This is a genomic window from Ancylobacter mangrovi, from assembly GCF_024752355.1.
In the GTDB taxonomy this organism is placed as follows: Bacteria; Pseudomonadota; Alphaproteobacteria; order Rhizobiales; family Xanthobacteraceae; genus Ancylobacter; species Ancylobacter mangrovi.
In genome coordinates, this window is record NZ_JANTHZ010000002.1 from 1 (window position 1) to 21,199 (window position 21,199).

Genomic DNA, 21,199 nt, shown 5'->3' on the forward strand with positions numbered 1-21,199 from the left:
TCGCATCCCAGGCCCTGGTTGCGGGCGTTCTTGATGGCGCCGATGGCCTGAGTCGCCGCCTTGGCAAGGCGGCCGGCAAGCGCATAGGTCTCCGCCTCCAGCTGGTCATCCGGCACGATCTTCGTCAGGAGACCGAGCCGGTCGGCCTGGGGCGCATCGATCATCTCGCCGAGCAGCAGAAGCTCGGTCGCCTTGCCGAAGCCGACATAGCGCGGCAGCAGGTAGGAGCAGCCCCCGCCGAGCCCCCGCTTCACGAAGATCGCCGCCATCTTCAGGTCGGGCGCCGCGATGCGGAAGTCGCAGGCCAGCGCGATGTCGAAGCCCGCGCCGACGGCGTAGCCACGCAGCATCGCGATCACCGGCTTGCGCATCTGAAGAATGTCGTTGACGAGGCGCGGGTAGCCCATCTTGAGCCGGGTATGCATGTCCGGCGGGCCGTATTTGAAGCGGTCCTCCGGGTTCAGGTCGTCGCCGGCGCAGAAGGCCCGCCCCTCCCCGCGCAGCACCACGCAGCGCACCGCGTTGTCGCGCCGCGCCCGCTCCAGAAGGTCGCTGAACTCAAGGATCATGTCCGGCAGAAGCGCGTTCAGCTTGCCCGGACGGTTGATCGTGATCGTCGCGATCCCGCCTTCAGTCGAGTAGAGAAAACGATCGTCCATCTTCGCCCTCACGCGGCTTCTGCGAGATGCCGGGCAACCGTCTCGCCGACGGCCGTGACCACCGGCACGACGATGGCGCCGGCATCGGCGAGCGCCTTCATCTTGGCCATCGCCGTGGTGTCTCCGGCACCGCTCACGGCGCCGGCATGGCCCATGCGCTTCTCGGCCGGTGCGTACTGGCCGGTGATGTAGGCGAAGACCGGCTTGCCCAGCGTGCGAACGATCTCGGCGGCGCGATACTCCATGCTGCCGCCCGGCTCGCCGACCAGTACGATGGCGTCCGTGTCCGGATCGGCGTCGTAGAGCGGCAGGATGTCGGCATAGGTGGTGCCGACCACCGGGTCGCCGCCGAGGCAGGCGACGCTGCTCTCGCCGAATCCGAAGGCGTGCAGGCTGTCCATTACCTCATAGGTGAGCGTGCCGCTCTTCGAGACGATGCCGATGCGGCCAGGCCGGGTGCGGCTGTCGGTGATGTCCGCAAGGTTGGCCTTGCCGGGCGAGATGATGCCTGCCGAATTCGGGCCCATCAGGAAGCAGCCCTTCGCGCGGGCATAGGCCACCATCTTCATCGCGTCGTGCACCGGCACGTTCTCGGTATAGAGCACGATGAGCCTTGCCCCCGCCTCGACGACTTCACAGACGGCGTCGAGGGCGGCGGAATTGCGCACCGAACTGAGCACGCAGTCCGCGCCGGTCGCCGCGACGGCGGCGGCAGCGGTGTCGAACACCGGCACGCCGGCCACCGTCTGGCCGGCCTTTCCGGGTGTGATGCCGCCGACGAGCGGTGTGCCGTTGGCGATCATCCGCTCGGCATAGGCGCGGCCGGTGGCCCCGGTGATGCCCTGGATGAGGATGCGGGACTTCTCGGAGAGCAGGATGGACATGCTCAGTTTTCCTTCGCGGCCTTGCTGAGCGCGATCGCCTTCTCGCAGGCGGTCGCGAAATCATCGGTGACGAAGCAGTCCACCTTTTCGAGGATCGCGCGGGCTTCGGGTTCGCGCACGCCGCGCATGCGCACCACCACGGGCGGCATGTCGCCACCGGCCTGCCCGATCGCGAGCGCGATGCCCTCGGCGATCGTGTCGAGGCTGCGGAACTGGAAATAGACGTTGAACAGCAGAACCCTGGGCTTCAGCGTTCGCATGAGGTCGATGACCTTGGCGATGTGCTCCGCACCACGCCACATCACGCCGTGGAGCTCGACAAGGCCGCGCACCGAGCCGCCCATGGCGGTGATCTGGTCGAGCGTCGCCATGGTCATGCCGGCGCCGTTCATCATCGCGGCGATGTCGCCGTCGAGCTCGATGCCGATGACCTCCAACTCGCGCGCCTGCATCTCGAACGGCGTGCCGTCCGGCACCGCCTTGCGATCCCGATGGCGGAAGGCCGCGTCCTCGTCGAGGATCACCTTCGCGTCCGCCGCGACCACATTGCCCGCACCGTCGACGATCAGCGGGTTGATCTCGACGAGCTCGGCATCCTCGGCCACCAGCGTCGCATAGAGCCGGCGCACGGCGGCCGCGAGCGCGGGAGCGAGAGATGCGTCCGCGCCCAGTCCACGCACGACCGCGTTCACCGTGTAGTCGCGCAGGCCCACCAGCGGATCGACGGTGCATTCGACTATCTTGTCGCGAGGCACGGATTCGATGTCCATGCCTCCCTCGGCACAGGCGAGGATCACCGGCCTGCCGCGATCGCGGTCGACCATCGCCGCGAGATAGAACTCCCGCTGCACCTCGACGCGCTGCTCGACATAGATCTCCTGCACGCGAAGACCATTGATGGTGAGCCCGGCGATCGCCGCCGCATGGGCCTCGATCTGGTCCGGCGTATCGGCGAAGCGGATGCCGCCGGCCTTGCCGCGTCCGCCGGTAAGCACCTGCGCCTTGACCACCCACGGCCCGGCGCCCACCGGCGCACCGACGCCATGGAGCGCGCCGGGCGGGACGGCGAAGCCGTTCTTCTTCAGCAGTTCCTTGCCTTCAAACTCGAGCAGACGGATCATCGGGCTTCACTTGTAGTTCGGGTCGAAGGCGTCGTATTGCAGGTCGATCCACTCGCCGGTGAAGTTCGGCTCGCGGCGCTCGACATAGGCGCGCGGCCCCTCGCGGGCGTCGAGGTGGAACATCAGGTCGACATTGCAGAGGATCTGCCATTCGAGACCCTTGACGGGGTCGCATCCCAGGCCCTGGTTGCGGGCGTTCTTGATGGCGCCGATGGCCTGAGTCGCCGCCTTGGCAAGGCGGCCGGCAAGCGCATAGGTCTCCGCCTCCAGCTGGTCATCCGGCACGATCTTCGTCAGGAGACCGAGCCGGTCGGCCTGGGGCGCATCGATCATCTCGCCGAGCAGCAGAAGCTCGGTCGCCTTGCCGAAGCCGACATAGCGCGGCAGCAGGTAGGAGCAGCCCCCGCCGAGCCCGCGCTTCACGAAGATCGCCGCCATCTTCAGGTCGGGCGCCGCGATGCGGAAGTCGCAGGCCAGCGCGATGTCGAAGCCCGCGCCGACGGCGTAGCCGCGCAGCATCGCGATCACCGGCTTGCGCATCTGAAGAATGTCGTTGACGAGGCGCGGGTAGCCCATCTTGAGCCGGGTGTGCATGTCCGGCGGGCCGTATTTGAAGCGGTCCTCCGGGTTCAGGTCATCGCCGGCGCAGAAGGCCCGCCCCTCCCCGCGCAGCACCACGCAGCGCACCGCGTTGTCGCGCCGCGCCCGCTCCAGAAGATCGCTGAACTCCAGGATCATGTCCGGCAGAAGCGCGTTCAGCTTGCCCGGACGATTGATCGTGATCGTCGCGATCCCGCCTTCAGTCGAATAGAGAAAACGATCGTCGGTGAGCGGTGCATCGACATTCGCCCCCGAATTTCCCTTGATCGCCTCGGTCGATGTCATTCTCGTTCACGTCCTTTACGCGCCGGTACGCCCGGCCTTGCTGAGAAAGCGTTCCATGACCTTCTGCGGCTCGCCCGCCTCGAAGGCCTGTCGATGAAGCTGGCGCGCCGCCTCGAAGGTCTCGTCGAACACGACCTGCGTGGCGGCGCAGATGCGCTGCTTGTTGAGCCGGAAGGCGGTGCGCGGCTTGGCCGCCAGCTCCTCGGCGACGGCGAGCGCGCGGGGCAGCACCTCTTCGCGCGGCACGAGCTGGTGGATGAGGCCGATATCGGCGCATTCGCGTGCTTCCATCATACGCCCGGTGAGAACGAGCTCGGTGGCGCGAGATAGGCCGAGCATCTCGCGGATGATCCAGAAGCCCGTGGCGCTGACGAGCCCGGAATTGATCTCCGGCTGACCCATCTTCACCGCGTCATGGCCGATGCGGATGTCGCCGAGCAGCGCGAGCTGGAACGCGGAACCGGCGGCCAGACCGTTGAGCGCGATGACGAAGGGTTTCTCGAAGCGGCGGATGGCGTTGTAGAGGTGGCGCCATTCCTCGATCCACATTTCCGAGCGGGCGCCATCGAAGGTCTTGCCTTCATTGAGGTCCTGCCCGGCGCAGAAGGCGCGCTCGCCCGTGCCGGTGAGCACGATGGCGCTGGTCGTCTCGTCCGTGCCGGCCGAGAGGATCAGCGACAGCAGCCGGGCACGCATCGGCGCGTTCCACGCATTCAGGCGCTCCGGCTTGTCGAGCCGGATGACCAGCACCGTACCCTTGCGTTCAGCTACCACGCTGGCAGCGACATCTTCGGTTTCCATCGGGAAACTCCGTTATTGAGATTGGCCGGCCTGGGCCTTGAGCGAGGCCTCGCCTCGCCGCCGCAGCCATTCGAGCAGGGCCAGGACCACCAGCATGAAAACGATGATCAGGGTGGAGACCGCCGCGAGGACCGGGCTGACCTGCAACGTCGCGTCCTCCCACATCTGCTTGGGCAGGGTGGTACTGAGGCCGCCGGTGATGAAGAGCGAGACCGTGAGGTCGTCGAAGGAGGTGATGAAGGCGAGCAGGAAAGCCGACAGCACGCCGAAACGGATCAGCGGCAGTGTGATCCGCACGAAGGTCTGCGTCTTTCCGGCACCGAGGATCTGCGCCGCCTGGTCGAGCCGCTCGTCATAATTGCGCAGCACCGTCATCACGCCCATCAGGGCATAGGGAATCGACAGCACGGCGTGCCCGAGCACGAGCCCGACGGTGGTGCCTACGAGGCCGATGCCGGAATAGACATAGAACAGTGCGATGGCGATGATGATGCGCGGCACGACCATCGGCGACAGCAGCAGTGCCATGATGGCGCTGCGGCCGACCACGGTCTGGCGGATGAGCACGAAAGCCGCCGGCACCGCCAGCGCCATGGTCAGCAGAGAAGCGGCGAAGGCCACGGTGAAGGAGGTTACCGTCGCCGAGATCCACTGCGGCGACTGGAGGTACATCCTGTACCATTCGAAGGTGAAGCCGGACGGTGGCCACTCCATCACCGCCTTCTGGGTGAAGGACACCGGGATCATGATGAAGATCGGGGCGCAGGCGAAGAACAGCACGCTGCCTGCGGCGACCTTCCACGCGAGCGAGGCGCTGCGTCCTCCGGTTCGGCTGTCTTCCAGCGGACGGCTGTCGGCGCCCGCCAGCGCGAGCAGGCGGTCCGTGATGCGCCCCAGCACACCCAGCAGGGCTATGCTCAACCGGGCGAACACGCGTGACAGACGGGACGGCTCCGCCGCCACCCGCGCCTGCGCCGCCGCCCCCAGCGCCGAGAAGCCAGCGAGACGGTCATAGAGCCAGAAGATCACCAGCGCGCAGCCGAGCAGCAGCACGGAAACCGCGCCGCCGAACGGCCAGTTCAGCATCTCCTGGATCTCGGTGATGATCAGTTGGCTGATCACCACCTCCCGTCGGCCGCCGAGCAGCGTCGGCGTGATGAAGAAGCCGAGCGCGCTGAGGAAGACGAGAAGCGCCGCCGAGGTGACGCCAGGCAGGGAGAGCGGGAAGAACACCCGCCAGAACGCGGTGCCGCGTCCCCCGCCCATGGTCATCGCCGCCTTGGACAGATTCTGGTCGATGTTCTCCATCACCGAGACGATGATGATGATTGCCATCGGCAGCAGGGCGTGGGTGGTGCCGATGAGGACGCCGGCGAAATTGTAGATCAGCGACATCGGCGCGTCGGTGAGCCCGAGCGCCTGTGCCCAGCTGTTGATCGTGCCATTGCGCCCGAGCAGAACCATCCAGGCCAGGGCGCGCACGAGGAAGCTCGTCCAGAACGGGATCAGCACCAGGAAATAGAGCCAGGCGCGCACCTTGTTCTCGCTGTTGGCGATGACGAAGGCGACCGGATAAGCGACGATTACCGCAACGACGGTGGTGAAGAAGGCGAGCCTCACCGTAATCCAGAGCACCTCGACATAGATGCGGCTGGAGAAGAGCTGGCTGTAGTGCCCCCAGGTGAGCTGGCCCTGGTCGTTGAAGAAGCTGAGGCCGAGCAGCTGCGCGACCGGCCAGACCATGAGCAGCGCCAGGAAGATGAGCACCGGCAGAAGCGGCGCCCTTCGCGCAAACGCCGCCAGGGCCCGGGCCCAGCCGCCGCCGGATGACGGATGATCGGGCGGGGCCACGACGCTCATGCCGCGGCTCCCTCCCGCGCGAGCACATAGGTGCGCTCGCGCGGCCATGAAATATAGACGTCGTCGCCCACATTGATCGCGCGGTCTCCCGGGCGGGTGAGCTGGGAGGCCGCGAGAGGCGTGCCGCTGCCGGTCGAGACGAAGTAGCGCGTCACCTCGCCGGTGAAGATGATGTCGGCAACCTTTCCCCGCACGCTGTTGAACGCTTCCTGCGGGGGGGCCACCGTCACGCTCAGCCATTCCGGCCGAAGCATGATCTTGGCAGCGTCGGCCGGCGCGACGGTGCTGTGAGGCGCCGACATCCGCACATGGCCGTCAAGGGGCAGCGTGAAGGAAATGCCGCCGTCCGACGCCGTCACATCGGCAATCGGAAGAATGTTGCTCTCGCCGAGAAAGGCGGCGCCGAACTCCGTCTTCGGCGTGAAATAGAGGTCGGTCGGCGTGCCCACCTGCTCGATGCGTCCATGATTCATCAGGCAGATGCGATCCGACATGGTCAGCGTTTCCTGCTGGTCATGCGTCACGTAGAGAATCGTGGTGCCGAGCGACTTGTGCAGGTTCTTGATCTCGATCTGCAGCTGGTCGCGCAGCCGCTTGTCGAGCGCGCCCAGCGGCTCGTCCATCAGAATGATGCTCGGCGCATAGACGATGCAGCGGGCGAGGGCGATCCGCTGCTGCTGACCGCCCGAAAGCGCGCGCGGGACCCGCTCTGCGACATGCGGGAGCTCGACCATCTCGAGCACCCGCATCACGTCCTTGCGGATCTGTGCTTCCGGCACGCGACGCATGCGCAGGGGGAAGGCGATATTCTCGAAGACGGTCAGGTGGGGGAAAAGGGCATAGTTCTGGAACACCATGCCGATGTCGCGCTTCGAGGGCGGCACGGAGGTGGCTACGCGCCCGTCGATGCGGATTTCGCCGCCCGAGGGCACGACCAGCCCCGCCACCATCATGAGCAGCGTCGTCTTGCCCGACCCCGAGGGGCCGAGCAGCGTCAGGAACTCTCCCTGATGCACGTCGAGACTCGACGGGGAAAGCGCCGTGAACTCGCCGTAGTGCTTGGCCAGCTTCTCTACCTGAAGCTTGACAGCCCGTCCGGTCAGGTTCCGTGCCGCGTCCACCGTCTGACGTCCCGCCGTCTCCTGGATCGGGTTCACTGGATGAACCAGGCGTTGAAGCGCTTTTGCGCCTCGGGGCCGAACTCCGACCAGTACTTGACGTTCTGATGTATGCCGCGCGGGAAGTTTGCAGGCGAGGTCGTGAGCAGGGCCGCGCGCTCGGTCGAGATGAACTTGTAGGCGTCGAGATTCACCGGGCCGGCCGGGATGAACTTGGTCATCTCCGCCTGCGGCTTGACGGTGCAGCTGAACTGCATGAACTCGCGCATCAGGTCGGCCTTGGGTGCCCCCTTGGGGATGGCCCAGGCGTCCACCTGCCAGAGGAAGTTGTCCCACACCACGGTAATCGGCGTTCCGGCATCGGCGGCAGCGAGTGCGCGGGCGACGAAGGCGCCCATCATGTCCACCTCGCCGCTACTGAGAAACTGCACGACCTGCGCGCCTCCGGTCCACCACACGTCGATCTTCGACTTGATCTTGTCGAGGCTCTTGAACGCGCGGTCGAGATCGAGCGGATAGAGCTTCTTCGGGTCGACGCCGTCGGCCAGCAGCGCCTGCTCGAGCGTGTAGCGTGCGTATTTGAACAGCGAGCGGCGCCCGGGGAACTGCTCGGGATTCCAGAAATCGGCCCAGCTCTTGGGACCCTTGTCGCCAAGCACATCGGTGCGATAGACGACCGAGGTGGCCGAGACGTTTGAGCCGACCGTGTAGGGGGTCACGAACTCGGCCGGCAGCTTGCCGACATTGCCCTTCCCCTCCAGCCCGTGCTCCTCGAGGTAACCCTTTTCCCCGAGCGTCGCGGCTGCGGCCTCACCGAGGATCATGCCATCCCAGATGTAGTTCTTGGTATCGACGATGCTCTTGACCTGAGCCATCGGGTCGATGCTGGCGACCACGCCGACGACCTTGATGCCGGTGGCCTGCTCGAACGGCTTGTACAGGGTCTCGGAAAAGGCCTTCGAATAGGGGTTGCCGGGGTCGCGCACGACGATCTGCCTGTCCTGCGCCCGCGCACTCGACCAGACGGCCGGTACGGCGAGCGCGGCGCCACCGAGAAGCTTGACGAAGCTCCTGCGCTCAAGCGTCTTCACATCGAATTTGGAAGTCATGCCGGTTCCCCTTGTCCTGTCTTGCTGTTGCTGGAAGGCCTTGTTTTTCATGGGTGAATATGCCGGTCGGGAACCGACCAGCAGTCGTCCACTGAGCGGTCGAGCTGGTGCTTCATGATCCGCTCGCTGGCGGTACGCGGAAACACGTCCAGGAAGGCGATGTAGCGGGGCATCTGAAAGCTCGCGAGCCGCGGCGCGAGCCACTGCCAGAGCACGCCGGGCTCGAGAGTCCCCGGCTGGCGGAGCTGGACGAACAGCTTGATGTCGGCCTCGCCGACATCGGAGGCCACGCCGATCACGGCGCAGTCCTCGACTTCGGGATGGGCGCTGACGACGCGCTCGACCTCCCAGGCCGAGACGTTCTCGCCCTTCACCCGCACGCTGTCGGTCTGCCGGCCGAGGAAACGCAGATGGCCGCCCGGCAGCCACTGGCCGGCATCGCCGGTATGGAGCGCGCCGTCGCGCAGCGTCCGGGCGGTCGCTTCCGGCTCGTCTATGTAGCCGGCAAAGATCGCCTCGCGCCGCTTCGGCCGGATGACGATCTCCCCGCGTTCGGCCGGCGCACCGGTCTGGGGATCGTGCAGTTCGACCTCGAACCAGGGAAGTGCCCGGCCGATCGAGCCGACCACCCGTTCGGCATTCACGGTCGCGATGCTCGAGGTCTCGGTCATGCCGTAGCATTCGCGGATCACGACGCCGTAGCGTTCTTCGAAGGCGCGCCAAATGTCCGCCGGGCACCCTCCGCCCCAGGCGATACGCACGCCGTGCTCGCGATCTTTCGCCGAGGGCGGCTGCTTGAGCAGGATCTGCAGAACGCCGCCCAGATAGTGAATATGGGTCGCGCCGGCCGTGCGCGCCGCCTCCCAGAAACCTCGCGCGCTGAACCGCGGCAGCATGGCGAGGTGAACCCGGCGCAGCAGCGGGACGACGAGGAGCTGAGCGCCGCCGATGTGGTGCAGCGGCTCCCACATCAGCAGCACGTCGTCATCGGCGAGATCGGCGACCCGCAGCGCACCCTCGGCGGCGAAGCGCAGCATGGCATGCGTCACCGGCACGCCTTTCGGGCGCCCGGTCGTGCCGGAGGTGTAGCAGATCGCGAACAGGTCCGAGGCCGCGACATCGGCATTCTCGATCGGGCCGTCGATCGGCCCCGCCAGCACGGTGTCGAGGCTTTCCCCCATCTCCGCAGTGGAGACGAGGCGCGCGAGGTCGGGTGGCGCGACCTCGTCGACGCATGTGACCAGCGAAGGATCGAGCACCATAAGGTCGACGTGCGCGCTTTCGAGCACGAAGCGCAGCCCCTCGCCCCGCTGGCGCGTGTTCACCGGCACCCATACGGCGCCGATCCGCGCGATGCCGAGCAGCAAGGCGAAGTAGCGCGGATGGGTGTCCATCATCGCGGCGATGCGGCTGCCCTCGCCAAATCCATGTCGGCGGCACCAGGCGGCGAAGGCGGCGGATTGCCGCTCAAGGTCCCCGAAACGCGTCTCGCGCCCCTCGAAGACGGCGAAACGCCGGTCTGGATCGGCCTCGGCGAGGCGCAGGAAGTCGCCAAGAAAGCTGTCGACGTCGCCGGGCAGATCGGTACCGGCTGGGTCTGGCGCTGCGGCTAACTCGAAGTGCACGGGCCACTTTCCTGCTTTATGTGAACTCAGAGTATTGCAATACAATACATCATGTCGTATATTGTTACTAAGCAATCGTGACAAGTCAATAAGGGGATGGGCATGGCGACGAAGAAGCGCGACGAAGGGAAGGCGAGCGGCGTCGAAGATCCGTTGATGGTCCGATCCGTCGAGAAGGCTTTCCGCGTTCTCTCCGCCTTCGATTCCGGCCATGGCGCGCTCAGCCTGTCGCAGATCGCAGGAGCGACCGGGCTCGACAAGAGCGCCGCGCAGCGGTTCACCCACACGCTGCTGACGCTCGGCTACCTCTCGAAGGATCCGGTCACCAAGCAATACGAGCTGACGCCGAAGACGCTTGACCTCGGCTATCACTACACACGCTCCAGCGCCCTGGTGGAGCGCTCGCTGCCCTACCTGATCCATCTGAGCCAGGTGACCGCCGAGACGGTGAGTCTCACGGTGCTCGACGGTTGCGATGTCGTCTTCATCGCCCGTTTCCTCAGCCCGCACATGCTCAATACCGGCGTCATCGTCGGCAGCCGTCGCCCGGCCTACTGCACCGCCCCGGGCATTGCCATGCTCGCGGCCCTCCCGCCCGAGGAAGCGATCGACATCCTGGAGCGTTCGGACCGGCGCCCCTACACGCCCAACACGGTGTGGGAGATGGAGGCACTCAAGGAGAAGCTCCGGCACACTCGCGAGCGGGCATTCTCCCTCGCCAATGAGGAGATCCACATCGGCGACATCTCGCTCGCCGCGGCGATCCTTTCGGGCACCGGCCGCGTCGCCGGAGCGGTCAGCATCGGCGTTTCCCGCATCCGCTATGACAAGGACGAGGCCGTCGACAAATTCGCGCCGCTGGTGGTCGCGACGGCGCAATCCGTGTCACGGGCCGGCCCAGTGCCGCAATTGCGCTGATCGGTAGATCATTATCACAATGCAATATCTCATATTAAAATATGGGAATTATATCTTGAACTGATCCGAACTGCATCCGATAGTGCCTCCACGGCCGAAGAGCAGCCGAGGCGAGCCGGGACGGACGGCAGGGAACAGGGATCGATGGGCGAAGCGGAAATACTGATATTCGGCACCGGCTCCTTCGCGGCCCGGATTCTTTTCGACCTTGTCGCCGTCGCCACCGAGCCGACCCGCATCGTGATCGCCGGCCGCAACGCCGATCGCCTCGCCTGGCTCGCCGCTGCCGCAAATGCCCGCGCAGGCATCTTCGGGACACCCGCCACCGTTCTGGCCGAGCGCGCCGACCTGCTCGAGGGAGATGCGGGCGCGACGGTCATCGCCCGCCACCGTCCGAAGGTCATCGTTCAGGCCGCATCGCCGCAGGCATCGAGCGTCATCGCCGCCACCGGCAATCGCTGGGCCTCGCTGATCGCACAGGCCGGGCTTAGCCTGACGACGGTCTTCCAGGCCTTCCTTTCCGCGAAGGTGGCCTCGGCGACGGCAGAGGCATCCCCGGGCTCCCACTTCATCAATTGCTGCTATCCGGACGTCGCGAACGGCGTGCTCAAGGCGCTGGGCCTGCCCGTGACGTCGGGGGTCGGCAATGTATCGATCCTGTCCTCTCTGTTCGCGACCAGCCCCGCCGCGACCGGTCGAGAGGTCAAGGTGCTGGCGCACTACCAGACGATAACGCCGTGGCGCCAGTCGCCCCCGGAACGGCGCGGGCCCGCGCCGCGCGTGTGGATCGACGACGTCGAGGTCGAGGACGTCTTCGCGACCTTCCGCGACGTGCAGCTCACCCGCGAACCGGTGATCGACGTGTCGGGTGCCGCCGGCGTACCCATGATGCTCGCCATGGCCCATGGTCATGACTGGCGCGGCCATGTTCCCGGGCCCAACGGACTGCCGGGCGGTTATCCCGCGGCAATGCGGGGCGGCGTGCTGGCCATTGATCCCCCCTCGGGAATCGACGCGGAGGCGGCCATTTCCTGGAACGCGGCCTTCGAGCACCGCAGCGGCGCGTTCATCGACGAGCGCAACTGGCTGCGCTACGCCGGCACCGTGCGCGACTGCCTCGCCAGCGTGAGCCCCACGCTTGCCGAGGGCTTTCCGGTGAGCGCCCTGTACGAGGTCCACAAGGAGATGACCGCGCTGCGGCGTCGCCTCGAGGCGCAGGCGGCGTGAGTCTGGACAGGATGACCGCCATGGACGAAGGGGCGCAGTTTCACCGGGTCTTTCCGCTCACCGGCGCCGACTGCGACGTGTGGGTCGACGGACGTCGTCTCAAGGCGCGCCGCGGGCAGAGCCTGCTCAGCCTCCTGCTGGAGCATGGCGGCCGGGTCCGCACGCATGAACGCACCGGCGAACCCCGCGCCGGCTTCTGCCTGATGGGGGCGTGCCAGGACTGCTGGGTCTGGCTCAGCCCTACCCAACGCGGACGCGCCTGCACCACTCCGGTCGAACCGGGAATGCGATGCTTCACCCGCTCTCCCGAGGCCGAGGTCCTGCCGTGAAGCGCGTGGCGATCGTCGGCGCCGGCCCTGCGGGCATCGCGGCCGCCGACCTGCTGGTCGGCCGCGCCGGCATAAGCGTGACCCTGATCGACGAAGGACAGCAGCCGGGCGGACAGATCTTTCGCCAGCCGCATCCAGGTCTCGCCACCGACATGAAGCGGCTGCTCGGTGCCGGCCATGCGCGGCTCGAACGCTTCCGGGCGCTCTGCAGCAATGTGCTGCCACAGCTCGATTACCGGCCGCGCACGCTGGTGTGGAACGTCTTCGGCGGCGAACTGATGACCCTCGGCGAGAGGGGGGTCGACAGCCTTTCCTATGACGCGCTGCTGATCGCCACGGGAGCGACAGACCGTGTCCTGCCGGTCGAGGGCTGGACGATGCCGGGCGTCTATACCCTTGGGGGTGCGCAGATCCTGCTGAAGGAGCAGGGATGCCTGATCGGGCGGCAGGTCGTTTTCTGCGGCGCCTCGCCATTGCTCTATCTGGCGGCGCTGCAATATCACCGGGCCGGCGGGGCGGTCGCCGCGGTGCTCGACACCACGCCGATCGCGGCCAAGGTGAAGGCGATCCCTCGCCTGCTCGCCCTGCCGGGCGTCCTCAAGGACGGCCTCTCCTATATGGCGGCGCTCCGCCTTGCCGGCGTACCCATCGTCGGCGGCGTGACGCTCGACGCATTTGTCGGCGAGGGGCGTGCCGCCGAGGTCCGCTACCGCGCCGGCGGACAGGCGCATGCCGTCGCCTGCGACGCAGTTGCCTATGGCTTCGGGCTGCGGCCCGAAATGCAGCTCGCGGAGCTGGCGGACTGCGCGCTGCGCTACGACTCGTTCCGTCGTCAATGGTATCCAGACCATGACGGAGACGGTCGCTGCGGCCATGGCGTCTATGTCGCCGGCGACGTCGCGCAGATGGGCGGCGCCGAGGCGGCCGGCCACTCGGGACGCCTCGCTGCGCTGTCGATCCTCGCCGATTTCGGCCTCGAAGCGCCGGCCTCCCCCGAGCCGGACCGGGCCGCGCTGGCACGTCAACTCACCTTCCAGGACGGACTTGGCCATGCCTTCGCCTGGCCTGCCGCCCATGTCGCCGGCTTGGCGGACGAGGTGATGTTGTGCCGCTGCGAGGGCGTGAGCGTCGGTGAGGTGCGTCGCGGGCTGCGCAGCGACGGCGGGCCGCAGGAGGCGAATCGCGCCAAGGCGGCGACCCGCTGCGGCATGGGGCGCTGCCAGGGCCGCTTCTGCGGCTCGGCACTGGCGGAACTCGTCGCCGCCGAGACCGGTGCGGACGGGGTGGCTCGGCCGCTCGACCGCCTCCGCGCCCAGCCTCCGATCAAGCCGCTGCCGATCAGCGCGGTGGCCGGGGAGCCACTCGCATGAGCCAGATGCATACGGATGTCGTCATCATCGGCGCCGGCTCGATCGGCACTCTGACCGCCCTGTATCTGGTCCGTCAGGGTCTCTCGGTGGTGCTGCTCGATCGCGGCTTCGCGGGCGGCCAGTCGACCGGCGTGAGCCCAGGCAGCCTGCGGCTCCAGGGCCGTAACCCGACCGAGATGCCGCTCTCCATGCGCGCGCAGGAGATGTGGGAGGCGTTCGAGGACGATATTGGCGAGAGTGTCGAGTTCGAGCAGAAGGGTCATCTGTTCCTGGCCCTGACACCGGCGCACCTCGACAAGATAGACGCCCTGATGCCGATCGAAGCGGCGCACGGGAATTTCTGCGAGAAACTTTCCCGGGACGAGGTCCTCAGCCGCTGGCCGTGCCTGACGCCGGAGAACCTTGGCGGCATGTTCAATCCGCGCTCGGCCGTGGTGAATTCGCGCATGGTCGCGCCGGCCGTCGCTCGGGCGGCGTCGCGCGCAGGCGCGCTTTTGTTCGAGCAGGAAGAGGTGCTCTCCGTGGAGCGGAAGGGGGAAACCTTCCTCACCCGCACCGACCGCGACCGCCGCATCGAATCGCCGATCGTGGTGAACGCAGCCGGCATGTGGGCGCGCCCGTTCGCGAACGGCTTCGGCGAAGACGCGCCGATGTTCTCCGCCGGCCCTATCCAGATGGTCACGGAGCCCGTTCCGCAGTTCCTCGACCCGGTCGTGCATTCGGTGGATGGTCACATCATCTTCCGCCAGACCCTTGCCGGCAACATCGTCGTCGCCGGACATCCGCGTGTGCCGGTCGACGACGTCGCGCGGCGCTCGCGCGTGCCGCCCGACAAGACGCTGCGCAACATGCGGCGCCTGCTCAATGCCGCGCCGGGCCTGCTGCCGCAGAGCATCATCCGCATCTGGACTGGCATCGAGGGCTATCTGCCCGACATGCTTCCGGTGCTCGGCCCGAGCGCCACCACCCCCGGGCTCTTCCATGCCTTTGGATGGAGCGGACACGGTCTGCAGTGCGCGCCCGCCGCCGCCGAGTCACTTACTCAGCTGATTGTCGGCGGCGCAAGCCGGATCGATCTCTCACCCTTCGCCATCGCCCGCTTCACCGGCGCGGTACGGCCGGACGAACAGAAGCTGAGGGACGAATTCGAGGACAATGTCGTCCGTCCACGCTCCGGCGCCGCCGCTTCCTGATCGCCGCCGACAACCAGTGCTGGGTGCGCTATCCTTGATGATCGGCGCCTTCATCGCCTGCGCCGCAGCCGCGCTCGGCGGCAGGCAGCGAGATGATGCGGAAACTATCTACCTTGATGCGCGCGGCTGAGCACGTGTGCGGACCTTCATCGACCTACCCGGTCAGGCAGGCACGATCCTGCCACCGGGCGGAATCGGAAGCGGCATTAATAGGTCCGCGTTAAGCTATTGTTGGCACAGCACTCTGTGCAATGCTTCGGTCTCATCATGGCCTGCGCTGCGCTTCTTCCGCCGGCTGTTCGGGCGGGGCTGACGGGCCGCGCGGGTGGCTCAGCTCGCCTGCGCGATGCCGGGGTCGGCGTGAAACTGGGCGCTGATCATGCGCGCATAGATGCCGTCGGCGCCGATCAGTTCCTCGTGCGCGCCCTGCTCGGCCACTCCGTCGCGGGTGACGACGACGATGCGGTCGGCATTGCGCACGGTCGACAGCCGGTGGGCGATGACCAGCGTGGTCCGCCCGACCGACAGCGCCGCGAGCGATTCCTGGATCTGCCGCTCGGTCTCGCTGTCGAGCGCCGAGGTCGCCTCGTCGAGGATGAGGATCGGTGGGTCCTTCAGGAACATGCGGGCGATGGCGAGCCGCTGCTTCTGCCCGCCCGACAGCTTGACCCCGCGCTCGCCGATCACCGTGTCGAGCCCGGCGGGAAGGCCGGCGATCACCTGGTCGAGCTGCGCCCGGCGCGCGGCGCGCACGATGTCCGGCTCGCTGGCGTCGAGCCGTCCATAGGCGATGTTCTCGCGGATGGTGCCGGCGAACAGGAACACATCCTGCTGCACGATGCCGATGCTCCGGCGCAGCGAGGCCAGCGTCACGTCGCGCACGTCGTGCCCGTCGACGGTGATGCGCCCGCCCGTCACCTCGTAGAAGCGCGGCAGCAGCGAGCAGATGGTGGTCTTGCCGGCGCCCGAAGGCCCGACGAAGGCCACCGTCTCGCCGGCGCGGATGTCGAGCGTTATTTCGTTCAGCACCGGCCGCCCGCTCGCATAGGCGAAGCTCACCCCCTCATAGCGCACATCGCCCCGCACCCCGGCGAGTTCGATTGCGCCGGCGCGGTCGGCGATGTCCGGGCGTGTGGCGAGGAAGTCGAGATAGGAGCGGAAGCCCGCCAGCCCCTTCGGGTAGACCTCGATCACCGCGGCGATCTTCTCCAGCGGGCGGAAGAACACCCCGACCAGCAGCAGGAAGCTGACGAAGCCGCCATTGGTCAGCTCGCCGCGGATGACGAGCCAGGTGCCGGCGAGCATCACCACCACCTGCGTCAGGCGCATGCCGAGATAGTTGAGCGACGCGTTCGCCGCCATCAGCCGGTAGGCCTCCAGCTTGGTGTCGCGGTAGCGCTCATTGTCGGCGGCGAACAGTTCGCGCTCATGCGCCTCGTTGGCGAAGGCCTGCACGACGCGGATGCCGCCGACATTCTCCTCGATCCGGGCGTTGAACGCGCCCACGCGGCTGAACAGAGCCCGAAAATTGCGCGTCATGCGCCGGCCATGATGTGTCGTCACCCACGCCACCGCCGGCACGATGAAGCCTGTCAGCAGCGCCAGCGGCACGTTGACCGACAGCATCAGCGCGAAGGCGCCGACGAAGGTCATCACCGCGACGAACACGTCCTCCGGCCCGTGATGGGCGACCTCGCCCACCTCCTCGAGGTCCTTGGTCAGGCGGGCGACCAGATGGCCGGTCTTCTGGTTGTCGAAGAAGGAGAAGGAGAGCTTCTGCACATGGTCGAAGGCGCGCCGGCGCATGTCGGTCTCGATGTTGATCCCGAGCCGGTGCCCCCAATAGGTGACGACGGCCATGAGGCCGGTGTTGAGCAGGTACACCGCCAGCAGGCCCGCCGCCGCGAACATGATCAGCCGCCAGTCCTGCTGCGGCAGCAGCCGGTCGACGAACAGCTTCACCGCCAGCGGGAAGCCGAGCTCCAGCAGGCCGGACAGCACCGCGCAGGAGAAGTCGACGACGAACAGCCCCCGATAGGGCGCGTAATAGGTCAGGAACTGCCGGAGGATGCTCATTAATCGCCACCGCGCCGTGTCACTCGCCGACGTCGACGCCCTCATGGCCCAGCCGCCAATAGGCCGCGATCGCGCAACGGCTCTTCCTAATGCCCAACGCGCCCGTCGCATAGGCCCGCAGCGCCCGCGCCGCGCGCTGCTCGCATCCCGCCCAGACATGGCAGGCCTCGGGATCGACCGGGGGACGCCCGACCCGCCGCACCGCTTCCTCGAGCAGCGCCGTGGTGCCCGGCGCCGCGCCGTCGCGATGGAGCCATTCGACATCGAGCCGCGCCGGGGAAGGCAGCGGCTGGCGCTCTACCTCCCCCGCCACCTCGATCCGCACCACCGCCTGCGCTTCGGCCGGCAGGGCGGCGACCATGCGGGCGATGGCGGGAAGCGCGGTCTCGTCGCCGGCGATGAGATGCCAGGAGGAAGGCGGCAGGCCGGCCCCGCCCGGGCCAAGCAGACCCACGAGGTCGCCGGGCCGCACGCCGCGCGCCCAGTCCGCACCGGGCGTGGAAGTGCCTTCATGCAGCACCACGTCGATGGCGACCTCGGCGCGCGCCTGATCCACCTCGCGTACCGTATAGACGCGCGCCACCAGCGCATCCTCGCCGGACGGCCACACCGTGCGCCCGTCCGGCGCCGCATGGGGCCAGACCGGCGCCCGGCCGGGACGGGGCATCAGCACCCGCACATGCAGCCCCGGCCCCGCGAAATGCGCGGCGTCGCCGGCGAGCACCACCCGGCGCATCAGCGGCGTCACCTGGAAGGCGCGCGCGACCCGCATCTCGCGGAAATAGGGCAGCGCCGTGCTGCCGGCCCCGTGCCCCTCCCAGACGAAGGAGGGCGCATCCTCGCCGGCGACGGCGTGGATGCGCTCGGCGACGAACATGCGCAGCACCGACAGCGTGTCCTCGCCCGGGCTGACACCGCGCACGAGCAGCGCGCCAGAAGCGTCGACGCTCAGCTCGACCCGACCGAACCAGCCCTCGACCGTGGCGCGATCGGCGCTGCGCTCGAGCCGCATCCGCTCGTCGAGGCCGGCACACAGCCGCTCCAGCAGCCGGCCGGAGGAGGCATGGACGATCCGCGTCCGGGCGGTGAAGGGGTGGACGGTGCGTGCGTTCATGGGTTCACCCGTTTTCGCCGCCGCCGCGCTGCAGCAGCCAGATCAGGTAGGGACCGCCGATCAGCGCCGCCATGAGCCCAGTGGGAAGCTGGTAGGGAAAGGCGAGCGAGCGCGCCAGCCAGTCCGCCACCAGCAGCACCGCCGCGCCGATCAGCGCCGAGGCGAGGACGAAGGCGCGGCCGGGCGCGAAGCCGGCCAGCCGCGCCACATGCGGGCCGATGAGGCCGACGAGGCTCAGCGGCCCGACGAAGAAGGCGGAGAGCGCCGTCATCAGCGCCGCCAGCAGCGACAGGGCGAGCCGCCCCACGGTGACCGGCATGCCGAGCGAGGTGCCGACCGCCGCGCCGAGCGGCAATATGTCGAGCCAGCGCACCAGCAGCGGCACCGGGGCCAGCAGCACCAGCGCCGCGACCGCCATCAGCCGGGCCTCGTCCACGCCCACCTTGTCGGTCGAGCCCGACATCCAGGCGAGCAGGCGGAAGCTGCCCGGCCCGCCGGTCGCGAACACCGCCGAGAGGATGGCGAGCCCCATGCAGCCCAGCGCGATGCCCGCGAGCAGCAGCCGCTCCGGGCCGAAACCGGTCAGGGCGGCGACGACCAGCACGATGACGAGGGCACCGAGCGCGCCTGCCGCGCTGGCACCGACCAGCAGCGCCGTCCCTGCCCCCGGATCGAGCGTCAGCGCCGCCGCCAGCCCGACACCGGCGCCGGCCCCGACGCCCAGCACTTCCGGCCCCGCCAGCGGGTTGCCGGTGAGGCGCTGCATGATCGCGCCCGCCGCGCCGAGCAGCCCGCCCGCCGCAACCGCGGCGACGATGCGCGGCAGGCGGAACACGGCGAGCTCGGCCAGCACCGGGCCGCTGGCGAGCGCCCAGCCGTCGAGGTCGCGCCCCATCACGAGCGCCGCGACGCCGGCCACCCCTGTGGCCGCGAGCAGGACGAGCAGCGCCCGTCCGGGCCGCCGCAGCCTTCGCCGCGTACCCGCCGCCGCCTGCATCGGCGGGGCGTGATGCGGCAGGCGCGGCAGCAGCCACAGCAGCAGCGGCCCGCCGATCAGCCCGACCGCCGCGCCGGTCGGAATAACGTCGCCATCGCCGGCCGAGGCAAGCTGGACGGCACCGTCGGCGATCCACAGCAGCAGCGCCCCGATCAGCGGCGCCGCAAGCAGGACCTCGCCCGGCCGTCGCGCGCCGCTCACGCGGGCGAAGGCGGGCGCGGCGAGGCCGACGAAGCCGATCACCCCGACCTGCGACACCACGCTCGCCGCCAGCCACACCGCCACCGCGATGACGAGGCAGCGCATGCCCCCGACCGCGACGCCGAGGCTGCGCGCGCCGGCATCGTTCAGCGCCAGCACGTTCAGCGGGCGCAGCAGCAGCACCGCCGCGAGAACGCCGAGCGCGAGCCGGGTGCCGATGACCAGCGCCGGCTGCCAGTTCTGCTGGTGCAGCGAGCCCGCGCCCCAGATGAAGAGCGAGAACACGTAGTCCCCGCGCGCCAGGATCAGCGCGGCGGAGGCCGCGCCCGCCATGAGCGAGAGCGTCATGCCGGCGACCACCACCGTCACCGGCTCGAAGTCGCGCCGCCAGCTCAGCGCCATCACCAGCCCGACCGCCGCGACGCCACCGGCGAAGGCGGTGCCCTCGCGTGAGAAGGCGACGAGCGCCGGCGCGAAGGCGAGCGCCAGCACCAGCGCGAGCTGGGCGCCCGCCGCGATGCCGAGCGTCGAGGGGTCGGCGATCGGGTTGCGCAGCACGCGCTGCAGCAGCGCGCCCGACAGGCCGAGCGCCGCGCCCGCCAGCAGCGCCGTCGCCGCCCGCGGCACCAGGCTGTGCCACAGCAGCACGTCCCCGAGGCGCCGCACGGTCGCCGGATCGCCCGCGAGCTCCGGGCGACGGACAAGGACCAGCGCGAACAGCACAAGGCCGAGAAGGAACAGGGCGCCCCAGGCCATGCCCCGACGGACGGCAAAGGGGCGGACAAGCGCCAGATCAGCCAAAGACGCCTCCCGCGCCGATCCGCCCGCGCTCCAGCGCCCCGGCCAGCAGCCGCGCGAAGCGGCGTGCGGTCGGCAGCCCGCCGAACGGGTCGACGCTGTCCAGCACGGCGACGCGCCCCTCGCGCACATTCGGCAGCGCGTTCCACAGCGCGCTTTCCGGCAGGATGCGGCGCGCATCGGGCGGCACCGGCCGCAGGATGACGACGAACGCCTCGGGAAAGCGCGCCAGCGCCTCGAGCCCGATCGGCGCCGAGGCGGAATAGGAGGTCCTGGCCTGCCAGGCATTGGCGAAGCCGAGGCGCGCCAGCACCTCGCCGAACATGCTGTCGCGGCCGAACACGCGGAAATGGCGCGCGTCGCCGAGATTGATGACCAGCAGCGGCCGACCGGCCCGCTGCGCCAGCCGGTCCTTCAGCGCGCCGAGCTCGGCGTCGACCCCGGCGATCAGGGCCCGCGCGGCCGTCTCCTCGCCCGTCGCCGCACCGAGGCGCAGCGCCGCCTCGCAGGCGGCGGCGAAGGGCCGCCCGCCGGAACGATAGACCGAGATCGTCTCGACCGGGGCGATCAGGGAGAGCTTGGGCTCGGCCTCGGCATAGTAGAGCGAGTTGAAGATCAGCTCGGGCCGGGCCAGCCTCAGCGCCTCGAAATTCGGCGCGCCGCGCAGGCCGAGGTCGATCACCGAGGCCGGCACGGGCGGCTCGACCGCCACCTCGCGGAACAGCACCAGCTCGGCTGCCGCCACCGGCACCACGCCGATGGCGAGCAGCGTCTCCAGCAGCGCCCAGTCGAGCGTCGCCACGCGCGGGGCGCGGGTGTCCGCGCGGGCGGGCACGCTCACGATGCCCGCCGCGAGCGTTGCCAGCAGGGTGCGCCGGGTCAGCACCGTCGACCGCGGGAGTTCCGCCCGCATC

The 21,199-nt window shown here is 68.6% G+C and carries 18 protein-coding genes; 5 read left to right on the forward strand and 13 right to left on the reverse strand.

The genetic code is table 11. The features are described from left to right. From NVS89_RS05380 to NVS89_RS05420, 9 genes are all read right to left on the reverse strand, one after another. The coding region (locus NVS89_RS05380) for an enoyl-CoA hydratase/isomerase family protein (RefSeq protein ID WP_258731538.1) at positions 1-659 on the reverse strand (659 nt) is incomplete at its 3' end. An 8-nt stretch (positions 660-667) separates the two neighbouring features. Beyond that, a complete protein-coding gene (locus NVS89_RS05385; protein ID WP_258731539.1) occupies positions 668-1,543 on the reverse strand; it encodes a succinate--CoA ligase subunit alpha in 876 nt (291 codons plus the stop codon). Between the two features lie 2 nt (positions 1,544-1,545). Beyond that, the gene (locus NVS89_RS05390) at positions 1,546-2,664 is read right to left on the reverse strand and encodes an ATP-grasp domain-containing protein (protein ID WP_258731540.1); all 1,119 of its coding nucleotides are present in this window, start codon (positions 2,662-2,664) and stop codon (positions 1,546-1,548) included. Positions 2,665-2,670: 6 nt separating this feature from the next. Further along, a complete protein-coding gene (locus NVS89_RS05395) occupies positions 2,671-3,549 on the reverse strand; it encodes an enoyl-CoA hydratase/isomerase family protein (protein WP_258731541.1) in 879 nt (292 codons plus the stop codon). A 15-nt stretch (positions 3,550-3,564) separates the two neighbouring features. Next, positions 3,565-4,350, reverse strand: coding sequence for an enoyl-CoA hydratase/isomerase family protein (locus NVS89_RS05400; protein WP_258731542.1), 786 nt, complete (start codon positions 4,348-4,350; stop codon positions 3,565-3,567). 12 nt (positions 4,351-4,362) lie between these two features. After that, positions 4,363-6,210, reverse strand: coding sequence for an ABC transporter permease subunit (locus NVS89_RS05405; protein ID WP_258731543.1), 1,848 nt, complete (start codon positions 6,208-6,210; stop codon positions 4,363-4,365). Beyond that, positions 6,207-7,331, reverse strand: coding sequence for an ABC transporter ATP-binding protein (locus NVS89_RS05410; protein WP_258731544.1), 1,125 nt, complete (start codon positions 7,329-7,331; stop codon positions 6,207-6,209). Before NVS89_RS05410 ends, NVS89_RS05405 begins: the two co-directional genes overlap by 4 nt. Before the next feature lie 32 nt (positions 7,332-7,363). Further along, positions 7,364-8,437, reverse strand: coding sequence for an ABC transporter substrate-binding protein (locus tag NVS89_RS05415; RefSeq protein ID WP_258731545.1), 1,074 nt, complete (start codon positions 8,435-8,437; stop codon positions 7,364-7,366). 47 nt (positions 8,438-8,484) lie between these two features. Beyond that, positions 8,485-10,275, reverse strand: a complete 1,791-nt coding sequence (locus NVS89_RS05420; protein ID WP_258731546.1) for an AMP-binding protein — start codon at positions 10,273-10,275, stop codon at positions 8,485-8,487. Between NVS89_RS05420 and NVS89_RS05425 the strand changes: the two genes are divergently transcribed. From NVS89_RS05425 to NVS89_RS05445, 5 genes are all read left to right on the forward strand, one after another. Beyond that, positions 10,219-10,980, forward strand: coding sequence for an IclR family transcriptional regulator (locus NVS89_RS05425; protein ID WP_258731548.1), 762 nt, complete (start codon positions 10,219-10,221; stop codon positions 10,978-10,980). The genes NVS89_RS05420 and NVS89_RS05425 overlap by 57 nt on opposite strands. Positions 10,981-11,124: 144 nt before the next feature. Further along, positions 11,125-12,207 (forward strand): hypothetical protein, encoded by a 1,083-nt coding sequence (locus NVS89_RS05430; protein ID WP_258731549.1) that lies wholly within the window; start codon positions 11,125-11,127, stop codon positions 12,205-12,207. 20 nt (positions 12,208-12,227) lie between these two features. Beyond that, the gene (locus tag NVS89_RS05435) at positions 12,228-12,536 is read left to right on the forward strand and encodes a (2Fe-2S)-binding protein (protein ID WP_258731550.1); all 309 of its coding nucleotides are present in this window, start codon (positions 12,228-12,230) and stop codon (positions 12,534-12,536) included. Further along, complete coding sequence (locus NVS89_RS05440) at positions 12,533-13,906, forward strand: FAD/NAD(P)-dependent oxidoreductase (protein ID WP_258731551.1); 1,374 nt, start codon at positions 12,533-12,535, stop codon at positions 13,904-13,906. The genes NVS89_RS05435 and NVS89_RS05440 overlap by 4 nt, the downstream gene beginning before the upstream one ends. After that, on the forward strand, positions 13,903-15,099 hold the full coding sequence (locus NVS89_RS05445) for an NAD(P)/FAD-dependent oxidoreductase (RefSeq protein ID WP_258731553.1): 1,197 nt from the start codon (positions 13,903-13,905) through the stop codon (positions 15,097-15,099). The genes NVS89_RS05440 and NVS89_RS05445 overlap by 4 nt, the downstream gene beginning before the upstream one ends. A 330-nt stretch (positions 15,100-15,429) precedes the next feature. Here NVS89_RS05445 and NVS89_RS05450 read toward each other — a convergent pair whose 3' ends face one another. The 4 genes from NVS89_RS05450 to NVS89_RS05465 are packed head-to-tail and all read right to left on the reverse strand — an operon-like array spanning position 15,430 to position 21,198. Continuing rightward, on the reverse strand, positions 15,430-17,175 hold the full coding sequence (locus NVS89_RS05450; protein WP_258731554.1) for an ABC transporter ATP-binding protein: 1,746 nt from the start codon (positions 17,173-17,175) through the stop codon (positions 15,430-15,432). 19 nt (positions 17,176-17,194) lie between these two features. Continuing rightward, the gene (locus NVS89_RS05455; RefSeq protein WP_258731556.1) at positions 17,195-18,289 is read right to left on the reverse strand and encodes a siderophore-interacting protein; all 1,095 of its coding nucleotides are present in this window, start codon (positions 18,287-18,289) and stop codon (positions 17,195-17,197) included. A 4-nt stretch (positions 18,290-18,293) separates the two neighbouring features. Beyond that, the gene (fhuB, locus tag NVS89_RS05460) at positions 18,294-20,288 is read right to left on the reverse strand and encodes a Fe(3+)-hydroxamate ABC transporter permease FhuB (RefSeq protein WP_258731557.1); all 1,995 of its coding nucleotides are present in this window, start codon (positions 20,286-20,288) and stop codon (positions 18,294-18,296) included. Next, positions 20,281-21,198 (reverse strand): ABC transporter substrate-binding protein, encoded by a 918-nt coding sequence (locus NVS89_RS05465; RefSeq protein WP_258731559.1) that lies wholly within the window; start codon positions 21,196-21,198, stop codon positions 20,281-20,283. Before NVS89_RS05465 ends, fhuB begins: the two co-directional genes overlap by 8 nt. Position 21,199 lies beyond the last annotated feature (1 nt).

What these genes read in the sequence shown, in the direction of transcription:
- NVS89_RS05430 (WP_258731549.1), top strand. Translation starts at nt 11,125, where the DNA reads ATGGGCGAAGCGGAAATACTGATATTCGGCACCGGCTCCTTCGCGGCC.
- NVS89_RS05395 (WP_258731541.1), bottom strand. Translation starts at nt 3,549, where the DNA reads ATGACATCGACCGAGGCGATCAAGGGAAATTCGGGGGCGAATGTCGAT.
- NVS89_RS05435 (WP_258731550.1), top strand. Translation starts at nt 12,228, where the DNA reads ATGGACGAAGGGGCGCAGTTTCACCGGGTCTTTCCGCTCACCGGCGCC.
- NVS89_RS05390 (WP_258731540.1), bottom strand. Translation starts at nt 2,664, where the DNA reads ATGATCCGTCTGCTCGAGTTTGAAGGCAAGGAACTGCTGAAGAAGAAC.
- NVS89_RS05425 (WP_258731548.1), top strand. Translation starts at nt 10,219, where the DNA reads ATGGTCCGATCCGTCGAGAAGGCTTTCCGCGTTCTCTCCGCCTTCGAT.
- NVS89_RS05405 (WP_258731543.1), bottom strand. Translation starts at nt 6,210, where the DNA reads ATGAGCGTCGTGGCCCCGCCCGATCATCCGTCATCCGGCGGCGGCTGG.
- NVS89_RS05465 (WP_258731559.1), bottom strand. Translation starts at nt 21,198, where the DNA reads ATGCGGGCGGAACTCCCGCGGTCGACGGTGCTGACCCGGCGCACCCTG.
- NVS89_RS05420 (WP_258731546.1), bottom strand. Translation starts at nt 10,275, where the DNA reads ATGGCCGGAATCGAAGGCGGAGAGAACGCGGAAAGCCTTCTCGACGGA.
- NVS89_RS05445 (WP_258731553.1), top strand. Translation starts at nt 13,903, where the DNA reads ATGAGCCAGATGCATACGGATGTCGTCATCATCGGCGCCGGCTCGATC.
- NVS89_RS05450 (WP_258731554.1), bottom strand. Translation starts at nt 17,175, where the DNA reads ATGAGCATCCTCCGGCAGTTCCTGACCTATTACGCGCCCTATCGGGGG.
- NVS89_RS05385 (WP_258731539.1), bottom strand. Translation starts at nt 1,543, where the DNA reads ATGTCCATCCTGCTCTCCGAGAAGTCCCGCATCCTCATCCAGGGCATC.
- NVS89_RS05400 (WP_258731542.1), bottom strand. Translation starts at nt 4,350, where the DNA reads ATGGAAACCGAAGATGTCGCTGCCAGCGTGGTAGCTGAACGCAAGGGT.
- NVS89_RS05455 (WP_258731556.1), bottom strand. Translation starts at nt 18,289, where the DNA reads ATGAACGCACGCACCGTCCACCCCTTCACCGCCCGGACGCGGATCGTC.
- NVS89_RS05415 (WP_258731545.1), bottom strand. Translation starts at nt 8,437, where the DNA reads ATGACTTCCAAATTCGATGTGAAGACGCTTGAGCGCAGGAGCTTCGTC.